The following is a 15,917-nucleotide window of genomic DNA, read 5'->3' as shown; positions in this document are numbered from 1 at the left end:
CCCGCATCCGCTCTCCCCGCACTCCGCCGCCGGCCCCACCCACCATGCCCCCGCTGAACGACGGGGGCCGGCGGCGGGATCCCACCTGCCCGAAAGGATCCTCCCGTGGCAGCCCACGAAAGCGACGACTGGTGGCGCTCGGCCGCCATCTACCAGGTGTACGTACGCAGCTTCGCCGACGGAGACGGCGACGGCACCGGCGACCTCGCGGGCGTCCGGGCCAAGCTGCCCTACCTCGCCGAACTGGGCGTCGACGCCCTGTGGTTCACCCCCTGGTACCTGTCCCCGCTCGCCGACGGCGGCTACGACGTGGCCGACTACCGCACCATCGACCCCGCGTTCGGCACCCTGGCCGAGGCCGAGAAGCTCATCGTCGAGGCCCGCGCCCTCGGCATCCGCACCATCGTCGACATAGTGCCGAACCACATATCGGACCAGCACATCTGGTTCCGGGCCGCCCTCGCGGCCGGGCCCGGCAGCCCCGAACGGGAGCTCTTCCACTTCCGGCCCGGCCGCGGCGAACACGGCGAACTCCCGCCCAACACCTGGCCGTCGCAGTTCGCGGGGGAGACCTGGACCCGCGTCGAGGACGGCGAGTGGTACCTCCATCTGTTCACTCCGCAGCAGCCCGACCTCAACTGGGCCCACCCGGCGGTGCGCAGGGAACACGAGGACGTGCTGCGCTTCTGGTTCGAGCGGGGCGTGGCCGGCGTACGCATCGACTCGGCGGCGCTGCTCGCCAAGGATCCCGGGCTCGCCGACCTCGTCGAGGGCGCCGACCGGCACCCCTACATCGACCGCGACGAACTCCACGACATCTACCGCTCCTGGCGGGCGGTGGCCGACGAGTACGGGGCGGTCTTCGTCGGCGAGGTGTGGCTGCCCGACAGCGAGCGCTTCGCCCGCTATCTGCGCCCCGACGAACTGCACACCGCCTTCAACTTCAGCTTCCTGAGCTGCCCGTGGGACGCGGCGCGGCTGCGCGCCTCCATCGACGACACCCTCGCCGAGCACGCCCCGGTCGGCGCGCCCGCCACCTGGGTCCTGTGCAACCACGACGTGACCCGCACGGTTACCCGTTACGGCCGTACCGACACCGGGTTCGACTTCGCGGCCAAGCGCTTCGGCACCCCCACCGACCTGGCGCTCGGCACCCGCAGAGCCCGCGCCGCGGCCCTGCTCTCCCTCGCGCTTCCCGGCTCGGTCTACCTCTACCAGGGCGAGGAACTGGGCCTGCCCGAGGCCGACATCCCCCTCGACCGCATCGAGGACCCCATGCACTTCCGCTCCGGCGGCGTGGACCCGGGCCGCGACGGCTGCCGGGTCCCGCTGCCCTGGACGGCCGAGCCGTGGGCCACCCCCTGGCTGCCGCAGCCGGCCGACTGGGCGCGGTACGCCGCCGACCGCCAGGGCGGCGACCCGTCCTCCATGCTCGCCCTCTACCGCCGGGCCCTCCTGGTCCGCCGCACCCAACCCGGCTTCGGCGACGGCACGTTGACGTGGCTGGAGGCCCCGCGGGACGTCCTCGCCTTCGCCCGCGAGGGCGGCCTGCTCTGTGTGGTCAACCTCGGCGACCGGCCGGTCCCGCTTCCCGGCCACCGCTCCCTCCTGCTCGCCAGCGGCCCCCTCGCCGACGGGCTCCTCCCCAAGGACACGGCGGTCTGGCTGCGCGCCTGACCCCGTCCGCACCATCCCGCTCCTCTCCCATCCCCGCTCCCCCCACGAAAAGAGGGTCTGTCATGCGCATGATGAGAGCCGCACGCGATGCCGTACGTCAGGAGCCACCACCCCCACCGCCGGACGGACCGGCGGCCGCACGCGCCGCCTTTTCCGGGCGCCCCGCACGGACCGGGCGGCGAAACGCAGCCGCCGGGCGCACCGTGCCGGCCGGGCGGGCCGCCGCCGCGGTCGCCGCGCTCGCCTGTGTCGTCGCGCTGGGCGCGGTCGGACTCGGCTCCGGAGCCTCGGCGTCGGCCGCCGAATCCACCCCGCTGTCCCCGCTGGCCGTCGCGGGCCGTGGCGCCACCGTGCCGTTCACCGAGCTGGAGGCGGAGGCCGCCGCCACCAACGGCACGGTGATCGGCCCCGACCGCACCTACACCTCGCTGCCCTCGGAGGCCTCGGGCCGCAGCGCGGTCAAGCTGAGCGCGCCCGGCCAGTACGTCGAGTTCACGCTCACCAAGCCGGCCAACGCCGTCGACGTCCGCTACAGCGTCCCGGACAACGCGGCGGGTACCGGCATCAGCGCGCCCGTCGAGCTCAGCTCCGGCGGAGCCAAGCTGAAGGACCTCACCTTCACGTCCAAGTACGGCTGGTTCTACGGCAGTTACCCCTTCCAGAACCAGCCGGGCGACAAGCCGCACCACTTCTACGACGAGACGCGCACCCTGTTGGGCAAGACCCTGCCCGCGGGTTCCAAGGTGCGGGTCACGCTGCCCTCGACCAGCGCGACGCCGTGGGCCGTGGTCGACCTCGCCGACTTCGAGCTCGTCCCCGACCCGGTGGCCCGCCCCGCGGGCTCGCTGTCGGTGGCGGACTACGGCGCGGACGCGAGCGGCGCCGCCGACTCGACCTCCGCCTTCCAGCAGGCGGTCGACGCGGGCAAGGCGCAGGGCAAGACGGTCTACATCCCCTCCGGCACCTTCAAGCTCACCGACCATGTGGTGGTGGACCAGGTGACGCTGGCGGGGGCCGGCCCCTGGTACTCGGTCCTGACCGGCCGCAGCTCCACCGACCGCACCCGGGCCGCCGGGATCTACGGCAAGTACGTGAGCGGCGGCGGCTACAAGGGTGGCATCCGCCCCTACGAGTCGGGCGGGCCGAGCCGCAACGTCGTCCTCAAGGACTTCGCGCTGATCGGCGAGATCACCGAGCGCGTCGACGAGGACCAGGTCAACGGCATCGGCGGCGCGCTCAGCAACTCCACCGTCGACGATGTGTGGCTCCAGCACACCAAGGTCGGGGCCTGGATGGACGGCCCCATGGACGACTTCCACATCAAGAACAGCCGGATCCTCGACCAGACGGCCGACGGCGTCAACTTCCACTGGGGGGTGACCCATTCGTCGGTGGAGAACACCTTCCTGCGCAACACCGGTGACGACGGGCTCGCCATGTGGTCCGACGCCGTGACCGACGCCAACAACACGTTCAAGAACAACACGGTGGTGGCGCCCGTCCTCGCCAACAACATCGCCCTCTACGGCGGCAGGGACAACGCGGCGACCGACAACGTGGTCGCGGACACCGTCACCAACGGCGGCGGGCTGCACGTCGGCAACCGGTTCGACGGCGTCAACCCGGGCACCGGCACCGACGTCCAGGGCACCATCACCCTGGCCCGCAACACCACCATCCGGGCCGGCAACGCGGACCTCGGCTGGCCGTTCCCGATCGGCGCGGTCTGGTTCGACTCCCGCAACAGCACCATGGACAAGGCGACGGTGAACGTGACCGACACCGACATCCTGGACAGCTCCTACGCGGCGATCCACTTCGTGTCCGGCACCACCAAGGGCGTCAACTTCAGCAACGTCAACATCGACGGCACCGGCACCTTCGCCCTCCAGTTCAACGACCCGGCCCAGCTCAGCATGACCGGGGTCACCGCGAAGAACCTCGGGTTCTCCGAGCCGGTCTACAGCTGCCTCGGCGGCAATCTCGCCCTCACCCAGGGCGCGGGCAACTCCGGCTGGAACGGCAAGCTGCCCGCCACCTACTGCGGCGAGTGGCCCAAGCCCAACTACGACCACGGCGGCACCACCACACCCCCGAGCAGCCCGCCGCCCACCGGGCCCAGCTCGCCGCCGCCGAGCAGCCCGCCGGCCGACCCCGACCTCGCCAAGGGCCGCCCGGTCACCGAGACCTCGCACACCCAGGTCTACGACGCGGCCAAGGCCGTCGACGGCGACGCCAACAGCTACTGGGAGAGCGCCAACAACGCCTTCCCGCAGTCGATCACCGTCGACCTCGGCTCGGCACGGGCCGTCGGCAAGCTGGTCCTGAAACTGCCGCCCGCGACCGCCTGGGGCGCCCGCACCCAGACGCTCTCCGTGCTCGGCAGCACCGACAACGGCTCGTACGGGCAGCTCGTCGCGGGCCGGGGCTACACCTTCGACCCGGCCACCGGCAACAAGGCCACCGTCACCCTGCCGGCGAACACCAGCACCCGCTATCTGCGGCTCACGGTGACCGCCAACACCGGCTGGCCCGCCGCGCAGATCGGCGAGTTCGAGGCGTACGCGCCCTGACGGTGCGCCGCCCGGCCGGGTCGGGATCCCGCCCGGCCGGGTCCGGGACCCGATGGCCGAGATTGTTGAACACCCCGGGGTCGCCGCGCGCGGCTGCGCGGCCGCCCCGGGGTACTCGGGGTCTCAGGAGGGCAGGGGTCTGGGCGGGCGCGGGCCGGTGTAGTGGCCGCTCGGGCGCAGTCTGAGCGGAGGCTGCGCGTACTCCTCCAGGGCGTGGGCGATCCAGCCGGCCGTGCGGGCCACCGCGAACACGGTCTCGCCGGCCTCGGCGGGCATGCCGAACGCCACGCTCATGACGGCGAGAGCCAGGTCGACGTTGGCGTGCAGGTCGGTGTGGCGGGCCGTGGTCGCGACGACGTCGCGGGCCGCGGCGAGCGCGTCGGCGGCCCGCGGGGCCGTCCCGAGCAGCGCGAACAGGGCCTGGGCGCGCGGGTCTTCGCCCGGGTAGAGCCGGTGACCGAGGCCCGGCACGGACCGTCCCGAGCGCAGATGGTCGGCGACGACCGGGGCGGCGCCGCCCCGGTCGAGCACGTCGGCGAGGGTGCGGTGGGCGAGCCCGCTCGCGGCGCCGTGCAGCGGCCCCTCCAGGGCGCCGAGCCCCGCTCCGACGACGGCGTACGGATGGGCGCGGGCCGAGGCGGCGACGCGGGCGGCGAGCGTGGAGGCGGCCAGGTCGTGATCGATGAGCAGCGCGAGTGCCGTGTCCAGCAAGCGAACTGACGTATCGTCAGGTTCCTGTGGCGTCAGGCGCTGCCACAGCTGCCGCGCCAGGCGGCCCTCGGCGGGGCGCCGCGCGTCCGCCGTCGGCAGGGCGCCCACGAGCGTCGGAATCAAGGTGCGGCCACAGCCCAGTACCGCCGCCGGGGAGAGGTCGAAACGCAGCGGGTCCGCCGCCGAGACCGCGACCGTCGCGGCCCGCAGCCGGTCCATCGCTCCGCTGTGCGCGGGCAGTGCCGCGACGGCGCGCCGGGCCGCGTCCAGGAACGGCGGGGGCGCGGTGAAGCGCGGGCCGTGCGCCAGCTCCCCGGTCCACACCCACTGGGCCACTTCTTCGAAGCCGTAGGCGGTGGCGAGGTCGACCGCGTCGACACCGCGGAAGTAGTAGCGGTCCTTGTCGATCAGGGTGAGGGCGGTGCGGAAGGTCAGGTCTGCGCCGGACGCGCCGGTGGCCGGCTCCCGGCGGGCGCCGCGCCGGGCGAGCGCGTCGATCTCCCGCGCGTCGAAGGTGGAGCCCCGGCCGCCCGGGGCGCGCTCGCTGCTCAGCTGTCCCCGGCTGACGTACGCGTAGACCGTCTCGGGCTTCACGCCGAGCCGCTGTGCCGCCTCGCGCGTGGTGAGCCGTGCCTGATCCGTCATGGGGTCACCGTATCCGTCGGGTCATCCATCCCGATCCACGTTGATTCAATCAACATTGACAGGTCTGGAGTCAAGCATAGACAGTCAAGTCAATATGAGGAACTGAAGGAGGCAGCCACATGGCCGGCACCACCACCGCCCCCGCCGCCGCGGTACCCCGCGGGCTCGCGGGCGTCGTCGTCACGGACACCGAACTCGGCGACGTCCGCGGGCGCGAGGGCTTCTACCACTACCGCCAGTACTCGGCCGTCGAGCTCGCCCGGAGCCGTACCTTCGAGGACGTCTGGCACCTGATGGTCCACGGTGAACTGCCCGACGCCGCGGGCCGCGCCGCCTTCACCGCCCGCACCGCCCGGCTGCGCCACCTGCCCGACGGCGTGCGCGAGGCGCTTGCCGGCATCGCCCGTACCGGCGCCCCGTCCGGGCCGCTCGCCGGGCTGCGCACCGCGCTCTCCCTGCTGGGCGCCGCCAGGGGCTTCAGGCCGGTGTACGACCTGGACGCCGAGCGGCGCGCCGAGGACGCGCTCGCCGCGTGCGCCGCCGTGCCCACCCTGCTGACCGCTCTGCACCGGCTCGGCCAGGGCCTCGAACCGGTCGAGCCGCGCGACGACCTGGCGTACGCCGCCAACTACCTCTACATGCTGACCGGTCGCGAGGCCGCGCCCGAGCGGGTCCGCGCCGTCGAGCAGTACTTGATCTCCACCGTCGACCACGGCTTCAACGCGTCCACGTTCACCGCCCGAGTCGTCGCCTCCACCGGCGCGGACGTCGCGGCGAGCCTGGTCGCCGCGGTGGGCGCGCTCTCCGGGCCCCTGCACGGCGGCGCCCCCAGCCGCGCCCTCGACACCCTCGACGCGATCGGCACGCCGGAGCGCATCGACGGCTGGATCCGCGAACGCGTCCTGGCCGGAGAGCGGATCATGGGCTTCGGGCACCCCGTCTACCGCACCGAGGATCCCCGCTCCCGCATGCTGCGCGGGATCGCCGAGGAGTTCGGCGGGCCGCTGGTCTCGTTCGCCGTCGAGGTGGAGCGCCAGGTCGAGGCGATCCTCGCCGAGCTCAAGCCGGGGCGCGAGCTGCACACCAACGTGGAGTTCTACGCCGGGGTGGTCATGGAGCTGTGCGGGCTGCCGCGCGAGATGTTCACGCCCACGTTCTGCGCCGCGCGGGTTGTGGGCTGGAGCGCCAACATCCTGGAGCAGTCCGCGGACTCGAAGATCATTCGCCCTGCGGCGCGCTATGTGGGGCCGGCTCCGGTGCGGGCCGTGCCGGTGGTCTGAGCGGTGCGTCGCTCTGAGCGGTGCGTTGCGATGACCCGGTTCGCTTTCGGGTGCGGGCCGTGCGGGCCGGTGGGGGGCCGTTCGCGCAGTTCCCCGCGCCCCTAACCCCGTTTTCGGCTGCGGGTCGTGCTCGCTTCTCGCGCAGTTCCCCGCGCCCCTAACCCCGTTTTCGGCTGCGGGTCGTGCTCGCTTCTCGCGCAGTTCCCCGCGCCCCTGTAGGGCGCCCGGCGTCGGACGGGTGGCGCCCACCGCGGCGATACGGGGTCTGGGGCGGAGCCCCAGGGGGGTGCGGGAGAATGTGGGGCGCGAACCGGCGAATCGAGAGTGCGGAGAGGCCCGTGGACAGCCCGAGCAAGCAGATCCCCGTCATCGTCCTCGCCGGGTTCCTCGGCTCGGGCAAGACCACCCTGCTCAACCATCTGCTCCGGGCCTGCCGCGGTACCCGCATCGGGGCGATCGTCAATGACTTCGGCTCCATCGAGATCGACGCCATGACGGTGGCGGGACAGCTCGGCGACTCCACCGTCTCGCTCGGCAACGGCTGTCTGTGCTGCGCCGTCGACGCGAGCGAACTCGACGTCTACCTGGACCGGCTGACCCGGCCCGCCGCGCGCATCGACGTCGTCGTCATCGAGGCGAGCGGCCTCGCCGAGCCGCAGGAGCTGGTGAAGATGGTGCTCGCCAGCGAGAACCGGCGGATCGTGTACGGGGGTCTGGTCGAGGTCGTCGATGCCGCGGAGTACGACGCGACGCGCGAGCGGCACCCCGAGATCGATCGTCATCTGGCCGTCGCCGACCTGGTGGTGCTCAACAAGACGGACCGGGTGGACGCGGCGGACCTGGCCCGGCTGCGCACCCGTCTCGCGGGAACCGCCGCGGTCGTCGAGTCCTCGTACGGCCAAGTCGACCCGGAGCTCTTCTTCGACGCGCGGCCCCTCGCCGAGCGGGTCGGCCAGCTCGCCTTCGACGACCTCCTGGACGACGAGGCGCCCGGCGGCTGCACCGATGACCACGAGCACCACGCCGGATGCCACGGCCACGGCACGCATCTGCACACCGGGTACGCATCCGTCGCCTTCACCTCGGACGCGCCCCTGGACCCGCGCCGCCTGATGGACTTCCTCGACACCCGGCCCGACGGCCTCTACCGCATCAAGGGGTTCGTCGACTTCGGCGCGGCCGACCCCCGCAACCGGTACAGCCTGCACGCCGTCGGCCGGTTCCTGCGCTTCTACCCCGAGGCGTGGAGCCCCGGGCAGGAGCGCCGCACCGAGCTCGTCCTCATCGGCGCCGGGATCGACGCACCCGCCCTCGACAAGCAGCTCGCCGGATGCGTGGCCGCGGCCACGGACGGGCCCCCGGCCGAGCACGCGATGTGGGGCGTCCTGCGCTATGTGCCGGAGCCGGAGCCGGAGCCGGAGGACGGGGAGGTCGGGGAGGACGGGGAAGCACCCCGGGAAACCCGCGGGGCCGGGGAGTTCGATGAACTCCCCGGCGCTGTCGGCTAGTTGACGCCCGCTGGGCGCCCCCGTCGCCCCGCCGCCGTTGTTACGACGACGGGCCCGCAAGGACCGCCACGGGGGAGACCAGCGGCGTGCCCGAGCCGTCACGGCGCGGGTCGGGATCCGGGAGCTGTGCCGGGGCCCCGTTGGCCTGGGCGGCGCGCACCGGGGCCGGGCCCGCCCAGGCGAGCACCAGCTTGTCCTCGCCCTTCAGGAACCGCTGACAGCGCACCCCGCCGGTGGCCCGGCCCTTGCGCGGATACTGGTCGAAGGGGGTCAGCTTCGCGGACACCGCGGCGTCGCCGAGCAGTGTCGCGCCCGAGCCCGCCACCGAGAACACCGCCCCGTCGCCGGCCGGGTCGACCGCCGTGAACGAGATGACCTTGGCGCCGTCGGTCAGCTTGATGCCCGCCATGCCGCCCGCCGCCCGGCCCTGCGGCCGCACCTGGTTCGCCTGGTAGCGCAGGAGCTGGGCGTCGTCGGTGATGAAGACCAGGTCCTCCTCGCCGGTGCGCAGCTCGGCCGCGCCCACGATCCGGTCACCGTCCTTGAGGGTGATGACCTCCAACTCGTCCTTGTTGGCCGGATAGTCGGGCACCACGCGCTTGACGACGCCCTGTTCGGTGCCGATCGCCAGACCCGGCGAGGACTCGTCGAGCGTGGTGAGACACACCACCCTCTCGTCGGGCTCCAGGGAGGAGAGGAACTCCGAGATCGGCGCGCCGCCCGACAGGTTGGGCGCGGACGCCGTGTCCGGGAGCCGCGGCAGGTCGATCACCGCGAGCCTGAGCAGCCGACCGCCGGACGTCACCACGCCCACGTCGCCGCGCTGGGTCGCGGGCACCGCGGAGACGATCACATCGTGCTTGACGCGCTTGTCGTCCTCGCCCGCCACGAACGGCTCGCCGTGCGCGGTGCGCGCCAGCAGGCCCGTCGAGGAGAGCAGCACCCGGCACGGGTCGTCCGCGACCTCCAGGGCCACGGCCGCGACCGGGGAGCCGGCCGACTCGAGCAGGACCGTGCGCCGGTCGGTGCTGAACTTCTTGGCCACCGCGGCCAGTTCGGCCGACACCAGCTTGCGCAGCTCGCCGTCCGAATCCAGGATCCCCGTCAGCTCGTCGATCTCGCCGGTCAGCCGGTCGCGCTCGCTCTCCAGCTCGATCCGGTCGAACTTGGTGAGCCGGCGCAGCGGGGTGTCCAGGATGTACTGCGTCTGGATCTCGCTCAGCGAGAAGTGCTCGATGAGCCGCTCCTTCGCCTGCGCCGAGTTGTCACTCGACCGGATGATCCTGATGACCTCGTCGATGTCGACGAGGGCCACCAGCAGACCCTCGACCAGGTGCAGCCGGTCCCGGCGCTTGGTGCGGCGGAACTCGCTGCGCCGGCGCACCACGGTGAAGCGGTGGTCGAGATAGACCTCCAGGAGCTCCTTGAGGCCGAGCGTGAGCGGCTGACCGTCCACCAGGGCCACGTTGTTGATGCCGAAGGACTCCTCCATCGGCGTCAGCTTGTAGAGCTGCTCCAGGACGGCCTCCGGGACGAAGCCGTTCTTGATCTCGATGACCAGGCGCAGGCCGTGCGAACGGTCGGTCAGGTCCTTCACGTCGGCGATGCCCTGGAGCTTCTTCGAGCCGACCAGGTCCTTGATCTTGGAGATGACCTTCTCCGGGCCGACCGTGAACGGCAGCTCGGTGACGACCAGGCCCTTGCGGCGCGCCGTCACGTTCTCCACCGAGGCCGTGGCCCGGATCTTGAAGGTGCCGCGGCCCGACTCGTACGCGTCCTTGATGCCCGCCAGGCCCACGATCCGTCCGCCGGTCGGCAGGTCGGGACCCGGCACGAAGCGCATCAGCGCCTCCAGGTCCGCCTGCGGGTGCCGGATCAGATGGCGGGCGGCCGCGATGACCTCGCCCAGGTTGTGCGGCGGCATATTGGTCGCCATGCCGACCGCGATCCCCGACGAGCCGTTGACCAGGAGGTTCGGATAGGCGGCCGGGAGGGCGACCGGCTCCTGCTCCTGGCCGTCGTAGTTCGAGGCGAAGTCGACGGTGTCCTCGTCGATGGACTCCGTCATCAGCGAGGTGGCGTCGGCCATCTTGCACTCGGTGTACCGCATCGCGGCCGGCGGGTCGTCGTTGCCGAGCGAGCCGAAGTTGCCGTGCCCGTTGACCAGCGGAAGCCGCATCGAGAACGGCTGCGCCATGCGCACCAGGGCGTCGTAGATGGAGGCGTCGCCGTGCGGGTGCAGCTTGCCCATCACCTCGCCGACGACCCGGGCGCACTTCACATAGCCGCGGTCGGGGCGCAGGCCCATCTCGTTCATCTGGTAGACGATGCGGCGCTGGACGGGCTTCATTCCGTCCCGCGCGTCCGGCAGGGCCCGCGAGTAGATCACGGAGTACGCGTACTCGAGGAAGGAGCCCTGCATCTCGTCGACGACGTCGATGTCGAGGATCCGCTCCTCGAAGTCGTCGGGCGGCGGCGGGGTCTTCGTGCTGCGGCGGGCCATCGCGGCTGCTGCTCCTTCACGTACCGGATCGGATCACTGATGCCGACCATTGTGGACCGTCCCACTGACAACGCCGACCGCGACCCGGGAACTTCGCCAGGTGCCCGCGCGCTTGCATACAGTGGCAGGACTTCTCAACCCAGGACTTCCTCCGCCAGTACTTCACACTGCGGTACTGCACATCGCGAACGAAGGGACGTACATGCCCATGGGTCACACGGCCACAGCGCAGGCCGGCTCCGGCGGCCTGACAGCGACTGAGCACCGACTGGCCAACGGCCTGCGCGTGGTGCTCTCCGAGGACCACCTGACCCCGGTCGCCGCGGTGTGCCTCTGGTACGACGTCGGTTCGCGCCACGAGGTCAAGGGCCGCACCGGCCTCGCCCACCTCTTCGAGCACCTCATGTTCCAGGGCTCCCAGCAGGTCCACGGCAACGGCCACTTCGAGCTGGTGCAGGGCGCCGGCGGCTCGCTCAACGGCACCACCAGCTTCGAGCGCACCAACTACTTCGAGACCATGCCCACCCACCAGGTGGAGCTCGCGCTCTGGCTGGAGGCCGACCGCATGGGCTCGCTGCTGGCCGCCCTCGACGAGGAGTCGATGGACAACCAGCGCGACGTCGTCAAGAACGAGCGCCGCCAGCGCTACGACAACGTGCCCTACGGCACCGCGTTCGAGAAGCTCACCGCGCTCGCCTACCCCGAGGGCCACCCCTACCACCACACTCCGATCGGCTCGATGGCCGACCTGGACGCGGCGACCCTCGACGACGCGCGGCAGTTCTTCCGTACGTACTACGCGCCCAACAACGCGGTGCTCTCGGTGGTCGGCGACATCGACCCCGAGCAGACGCTGGCCTGGGTGGAGAAGTACTTCGGCTCCATCCCCTCCCACGACGGCAAGCAGCCGCCCCGCGACGGCGCCCTGCCCGGCACCATCGGCGGGCAGCTGCGCGAGGTCGTCGAGGAGGACGTCCCCGCGCGCGCCCTCATGGCCGCCTACCGGCTGCCCCACGACGGCACCCGCGAGGCCGATGCCGCCGACCTGGCGCTGACCGTCCTCGGCGGCGGCGAGTCCTCCCGGCTGCACAACCGCCTGGTCCGCCGCGACCGGAGCGCGGTCGCCGCGGGCTTCGGCCTGCTGCGCCTCGCCGGCGCCCCCTCGCTCGGCTGGCTGGACGTCAAGACGTCCGCGGGCGTCGAGGTCCCCGACATCGAGGCCGCGGTCGACGAGGAGCTCGCGCGGTTCGCCGCCGAGGGCCCGACCGCCGAGGAGATGGAGCGCGCCCAGGCCCAGTTGGAGCGCGAATGGCTCGACCGGCTCGGCACGGTGGCCGGCCGCGCCGACGAACTGTGCCGCTACGCCGTGCTGTTCGGCGACCCGCAGCTCGCCCTGACCGCCGTCGACCGCGTGCTGGAGATCACCGCGGACGAGGTCAAGGCGATCGCCGCCGCGACGCTGCGCCCCGACAACCGGGCGGTCCTGGTGTACGAGCCCACCGCGGCACCCGAGGCAGGCAACGAAGAGGAAGAGGCGGGCCAGTGACGGACGCTGTCGTGACCATGGAGTTCCACCCGCAGCCCACCGCGGGCGCGGCCAAGCCGTGGGCCTTCCCGGCCCCCGAGCGCGGGACGCTCGACAACGGCCTGACCGTGCTGCGCTGCGACCGCCCCGGCCAGCAGGTCGTCGCCGTCGAGATCTTCCTCGCGGCCCCGCTCGACGCCGAGCCCGAGGGCCTCGACGGCGTCGCCACGATCATGGCGCGCGCCCTGACCGAGGGCACCGACAAGCACTCGGCGGAGGAGTTCGCCGCCGAACTGGAGCGCTGCGGCGCCACCATCGACGCGCACGCCGACCACCCCGGCGTCCGGGTCTCCCTCGAAGTGCCCGTCTCGCGACTGCCCAAGGCGCTCTCGCTGCTCGCCGACGCGCTGCGCGCCCCCGCGTTCGCCGACGCCGAGATCGAGCGGCTGGTGGCCAACCGGCTCGACGAGATCCCGCACGAGCAGGCCAACCCGGCCCGCCGCGCCGCCAAGCAGCTCTCCAAGGAGCTCTTCCCCGCCACCGCGCGCATCTCCCGGCCCCGCCAGGGCACCGAGGAGACGGTCGCCGCGATCGACGCGGCCGCGGTGCGTGCCTTCTACGAGGCGTACGTGCGTCCCGCCACGGCCGTCACCGTCGTCGTCGGCGATCTGTCGGGCACCGACCTCGACGCGATCCTCGCGGACACCCTGGGCGCCTGGACCGGCAACACCGCGAAGGCGCGCCCCGTCCCGCCGATCACCGCCGACGACAGGGGCAGGGTCGTCATCGTGGACCGCCCCGGCGCGGTCCAGACGCAGCTGCTCATCGGTCGCATCGGCCCCGACCGCCACGACCGGGTCTGGGCGGCCCAGGTGCTCGGCACGTACTGCCTGGGCGGCACCCTGACCTCGCGCCTGGACCGCGTGCTGCGCGAGGAGAAGGGCTACACCTACGGGGTGCGTTCCTTCGGCCAGGTGCTGCGCTCGGGGCCGGAGGGCGGCGCCGCGATGCTCGCCATCAGCGGCTCGGTCGACACCCCGAACACCGGGCCCGCCCTGGACGACCTGTGGAAGGTGCTGCGCAAGCTCGCCGCCGAGGGTCTGACGGACGCGGAGCGCGAGAGCGCCGTGCAGAACCTGGTGGGTGTCGCGCCCCTCAAGTACGAGACCGCGGCGGCGGTCGCGGCGACCCTCGCCGACCAGGTCGAGCAGTTCCTGCCGGACGACTACCAGGCCCAGCTGTACGCGCAGCTCGCGGAGACCGGCACCGTGGAGGCGACGGCGGCCGTCGTCAACGCCTTCCCGGCCGACCGGCTCGTCACGGTGCTCGTGGGCGACGCGGCGCAGATCGCGGAGCCGGTGCGGGCGCTCGGAATCGGTGAAGTGAGCGTCGTCACGGGCTGATTGACGCGTCGTCGAGCCCCGTACTTCCGGGGCATACGGGACCCCGGTGGCGCACGCGCCTCCGGGGTCCCCCCATATGTCCGGTTTATTGGAGAGGTTGCCTGTCTGTCATGTGGCGTGCGCAACAAAAACCGGCGTCTGTTTGGTGATTGAAAGATCAGCCGTCTAGCGTCAATCGCGCTGTCCGTCACCACCCGTCGCAGCCGCGGCACCGGACAGTGATCGCCGAGTCCCCGATGGCGCGAGCCAGGGGAGCCGGGGACCCACTCAGTCCCTGGGGTGAATCGGACGCCCCCGCCCGCGGGGGAGCCCGTAGGAGACCTTCCTGCTCCGAACCCGTCAGCTAACCCGGTAGGCGAGATGGAAGGAAAGGACACCGCCGCTCCATGGCGTTCACCCGTGCCACCGGGAAACATCGCGCGCCCAGCCGGATGACGCGCCGCAGCGCGAACATCGCGGGCATCGCCACCCTCGCCACCGCCGGAGTCGTAGGCACCCTCGCCTCCCCGGCCGTCGCCGCCCCGAGCACCACCACCGACACCGGCCTCACCCAGGCCATCGTCATCGGCGACACCCTCGCCGACCAGCTCGGCGCCCAGGCCGACGCGCAGAAGCAGGCGGCCGCGAAGGCCAAGGCGAAGGCGGAGGCCGAAGCCGAGGCCAAGCGCAGGGCCGAGCAGCGCGCCCAGGAGGCCCGCGAGGCCAAGGAGCGCGCCGCGCGCGAGGCCGAGCGCAAGCGCCTCAACACGTTTGTCGCCCCCATAGCCAACAGCTATGTGTCCACGGGCTACAAGACCGGCGGATCGCTGTGGTCCTCCGGCAGCCACACGGGCATCGACTTCCACGCGGGCATCGGCACCCCGGTGCACGCCGTGGGTCTGGGCACCGTCGTGGAGGCCGGCGCGGGCGGCGCGTACGGCAACAACGTCGTGATCAAGATGCACGACGGCACGTACACGCAGTACGGCCACCTCTCGGTCATCCAGGTCTCCGTCGGCCAGTCCGTGGAGCCCGGCACCCAGATCGCCCTCTCGGGCAACACCGGCAATACCACCGGCCCGCACCTCCACTTCGAGGCCCGCACCGGCCCGGAGTACGGCTCGGACATCGACCCGATCGCCTACCTGCGGTCGCACGGCGTGAGCGTCTGAGGCGCCTCGGCCTCCGCGCACACCGAAGACCCCCGGCATCGCGCCGGGGGTCTTCGCCGTTGGCCCGAAGGCGTCCGCGGGTCCCGGCCGTCATCCGGAAGTAACACGGCGTCGATACAGTCGCCGCTCGGGCGTCGCCCGACCGCGATCCGGCGGGAATCCAGGCGGAGGTTCGGACGTGCGTGTTCCGGCGCATTCCATCGGCGCGGCGATCCGCGACGACATCGTCTCGGGCGTTTTCGAGCCCGGCCGCAGACTCGCCGAAGAAGCCCTCGCGCGCCGTTACGGGGTGTCCCGCGTCCCGGTCCGCGAGGCCCTGCGCACGCTGGAGTCCGAGGGGTTCGTCACCACCCGCAGACACGTCGGCGCCCATGTCGCCGAACTCACCGACCGCGAGGCCGCCGACCTCCTCGAACTGCGCCTGTTCCTGGAGCCGTTGGCCGCGGCGCGGGCCGCCCAACGCCGCGACGAGGCCCATCTCCGGGTGCTGAGCGGCCTGGTGAGGCTGGGTCAGGGGCGGGCGGGCCGCGGCCGGGGGGAGGATCCGCGCTCCTTGTGGGGCTGGTTCCACGAGACGCTGGCCCAGGCCTCCGCGAGCCCCGGACTCATCGCGCTGCTCGCGCAGTTGCGGCACAAGGTCGCCTGGATGTACGTCGTCGAACCGCCGGCCCGCCCGGCCGAGGCATGGGCCCTGCTCGGCGCGATCACCGACGCGGTGGCCCGGCACGACGCCGAACGCGCCCGTGCCCTCACGGCCCAGCACGCCGAGCGCTCCCTGCCGGCCCACCGGCTGCGCCGCCCCGCGCCGCCGCGGCACGGCGCCAGCACCGCGGACGCCCGCGCGTAAGGGCCACGCCGGACAGGCCGTACCCGGACAGGCCGTACCCGGACAGGCCGTACTCGGACAGGCCGTACTCGGACAGGCCGTACTCGGACAGGCC

Annotated in this window: 10 protein-coding genes and 1 riboswitch; of the genes, 8 read left to right on the top strand and 2 right to left on the bottom strand. The window is 72.5% G+C overall.

Annotated features, from left to right (window positions below; all coding sequences use genetic code 11):
• Positions 1–105 precede the first annotated feature (105 nt).
• Positions 106–1,677, top strand: coding sequence for a glycoside hydrolase family 13 protein (locus tag OG432_RS06680; protein ID WP_328308711.1), 1,572 nt, complete (start codon positions 106–108; stop codon positions 1,675–1,677).
• Between the two features lie 62 nt (positions 1,678–1,739).
• Positions 1,740–4,250, top strand: a complete 2,511-nt coding sequence (locus tag OG432_RS06675; RefSeq protein ID WP_328308709.1) for a discoidin domain-containing protein — start codon at positions 1,740–1,742, stop codon at positions 4,248–4,250.
• Positions 4,251–4,373: 123 nt separating this feature from the next.
• Here the strand turns inward: OG432_RS06675 and OG432_RS06670 are convergent, their stop codons facing one another.
• Entirely contained in the window at positions 4,374–5,606 is a 1,233-nt protein-coding gene (locus OG432_RS06670; protein WP_328308707.1) for a citrate synthase, read from the bottom strand.
• Positions 5,607–5,725: 119 nt separating this feature from the next.
• Between OG432_RS06670 and OG432_RS06665 the strand changes: the two genes are divergently transcribed.
• Together OG432_RS06665 and OG432_RS06660 are read left to right on the top strand one after the other, a co-directional pair.
• A complete protein-coding gene (locus OG432_RS06665; protein WP_328308705.1) occupies positions 5,726–6,886 on the top strand; it encodes a citrate synthase/methylcitrate synthase in 1,161 nt (386 codons plus the stop codon).
• Between the two features lie 296 nt (positions 6,887–7,182).
• A complete protein-coding gene (locus tag OG432_RS06660) occupies positions 7,183–8,394 on the top strand; it encodes a CobW family GTP-binding protein (protein ID WP_443058343.1) in 1,212 nt (403 codons plus the stop codon).
• A 40-nt stretch (positions 8,395–8,434) separates the two neighbouring features.
• On the opposite strand, the gene OG432_RS06655 is transcribed toward OG432_RS06660, so the two are convergent.
• Positions 8,435–10,897, bottom strand: coding sequence for a DNA gyrase/topoisomerase IV subunit A (locus tag OG432_RS06655; RefSeq protein ID WP_328308701.1), 2,463 nt, complete (start codon positions 10,895–10,897; stop codon positions 8,435–8,437).
• 208 nt (positions 10,898–11,105) lie between these two features.
• Here OG432_RS06655 and OG432_RS06650 point away from each other — a divergent pair, with 208 nt between their 5' ends.
• The 4 genes from OG432_RS06650 (at position 11,106) to OG432_RS06635 (ending at position 15,823) form a co-directional block, all read left to right on the top strand.
• Positions 11,106–12,443, top strand: coding sequence for a M16 family metallopeptidase (locus OG432_RS06650; protein ID WP_328315024.1), 1,338 nt, complete (start codon positions 11,106–11,108; stop codon positions 12,441–12,443).
• Between the two features lie 17 nt (positions 12,444–12,460).
• A complete protein-coding gene (locus OG432_RS06645; protein ID WP_328315023.1) occupies positions 12,461–13,825 on the top strand; it encodes a M16 family metallopeptidase in 1,365 nt (454 codons plus the stop codon).
• 213 nt (positions 13,826–14,038) lie between these two features.
• A riboswitch (cyclic di-AMP (ydaO/yuaA leader) is annotated at positions 14,039–14,197 on the top strand.
• Positions 14,198–14,211: 14 nt separating this feature from the next.
• A complete protein-coding gene (locus OG432_RS06640) occupies positions 14,212–14,976 on the top strand; it encodes a M23 family metallopeptidase (protein ID WP_328308699.1) in 765 nt (254 codons plus the stop codon).
• A 178-nt stretch (positions 14,977–15,154) separates the two neighbouring features.
• Positions 15,155–15,823, top strand: a complete 669-nt coding sequence (locus OG432_RS06635) for a GntR family transcriptional regulator (RefSeq protein ID WP_328308697.1) — start codon at positions 15,155–15,157, stop codon at positions 15,821–15,823.
• The last annotated feature ends 94 nt before the right edge of the window (positions 15,824–15,917 follow it).

Origin of the sequence: Streptomyces sp. NBC_00442 (assembly GCF_036014195.1) — a bacterium.
Taxonomy (GTDB): Bacteria; Actinomycetota; Actinomycetes; order Streptomycetales; family Streptomycetaceae; genus Streptomyces.
This window is presented reverse-complemented; position numbering and strand designations above follow the sequence as displayed.

Coding starts and splice junctions, on each gene's coding strand:
- OG432_RS06675 (WP_328308709.1), top strand. CDS start 1,740: ATGCGCATGATGAGAGCCGCACGCGATGCCGTACGTCAGGAGCCACCA.
- OG432_RS06670 (WP_328308707.1), bottom strand. CDS start 5,606: ATGACGGATCAGGCACGGCTCACCACGCGCGAGGCGGCACAGCGGCTC.
- OG432_RS06665 (WP_328308705.1), top strand. CDS start 5,726: ATGGCCGGCACCACCACCGCCCCCGCCGCCGCGGTACCCCGCGGGCTC.
- OG432_RS06660 (WP_443058343.1), top strand. CDS start 7,183: ATGTGGGGCGCGAACCGGCGAATCGAGAGTGCGGAGAGGCCCGTGGAC.
- OG432_RS06655 (WP_328308701.1), bottom strand. CDS start 10,897: ATGGCCCGCCGCAGCACGAAGACCCCGCCGCCGCCCGACGACTTCGAG.
- OG432_RS06650 (WP_328315024.1), top strand. CDS start 11,106: ATGGGTCACACGGCCACAGCGCAGGCCGGCTCCGGCGGCCTGACAGCG.
- OG432_RS06645 (WP_328315023.1), top strand. CDS start 12,461: ATGGAGTTCCACCCGCAGCCCACCGCGGGCGCGGCCAAGCCGTGGGCC.
- OG432_RS06640 (WP_328308699.1), top strand. CDS start 14,212: ATGGCGTTCACCCGTGCCACCGGGAAACATCGCGCGCCCAGCCGGATG.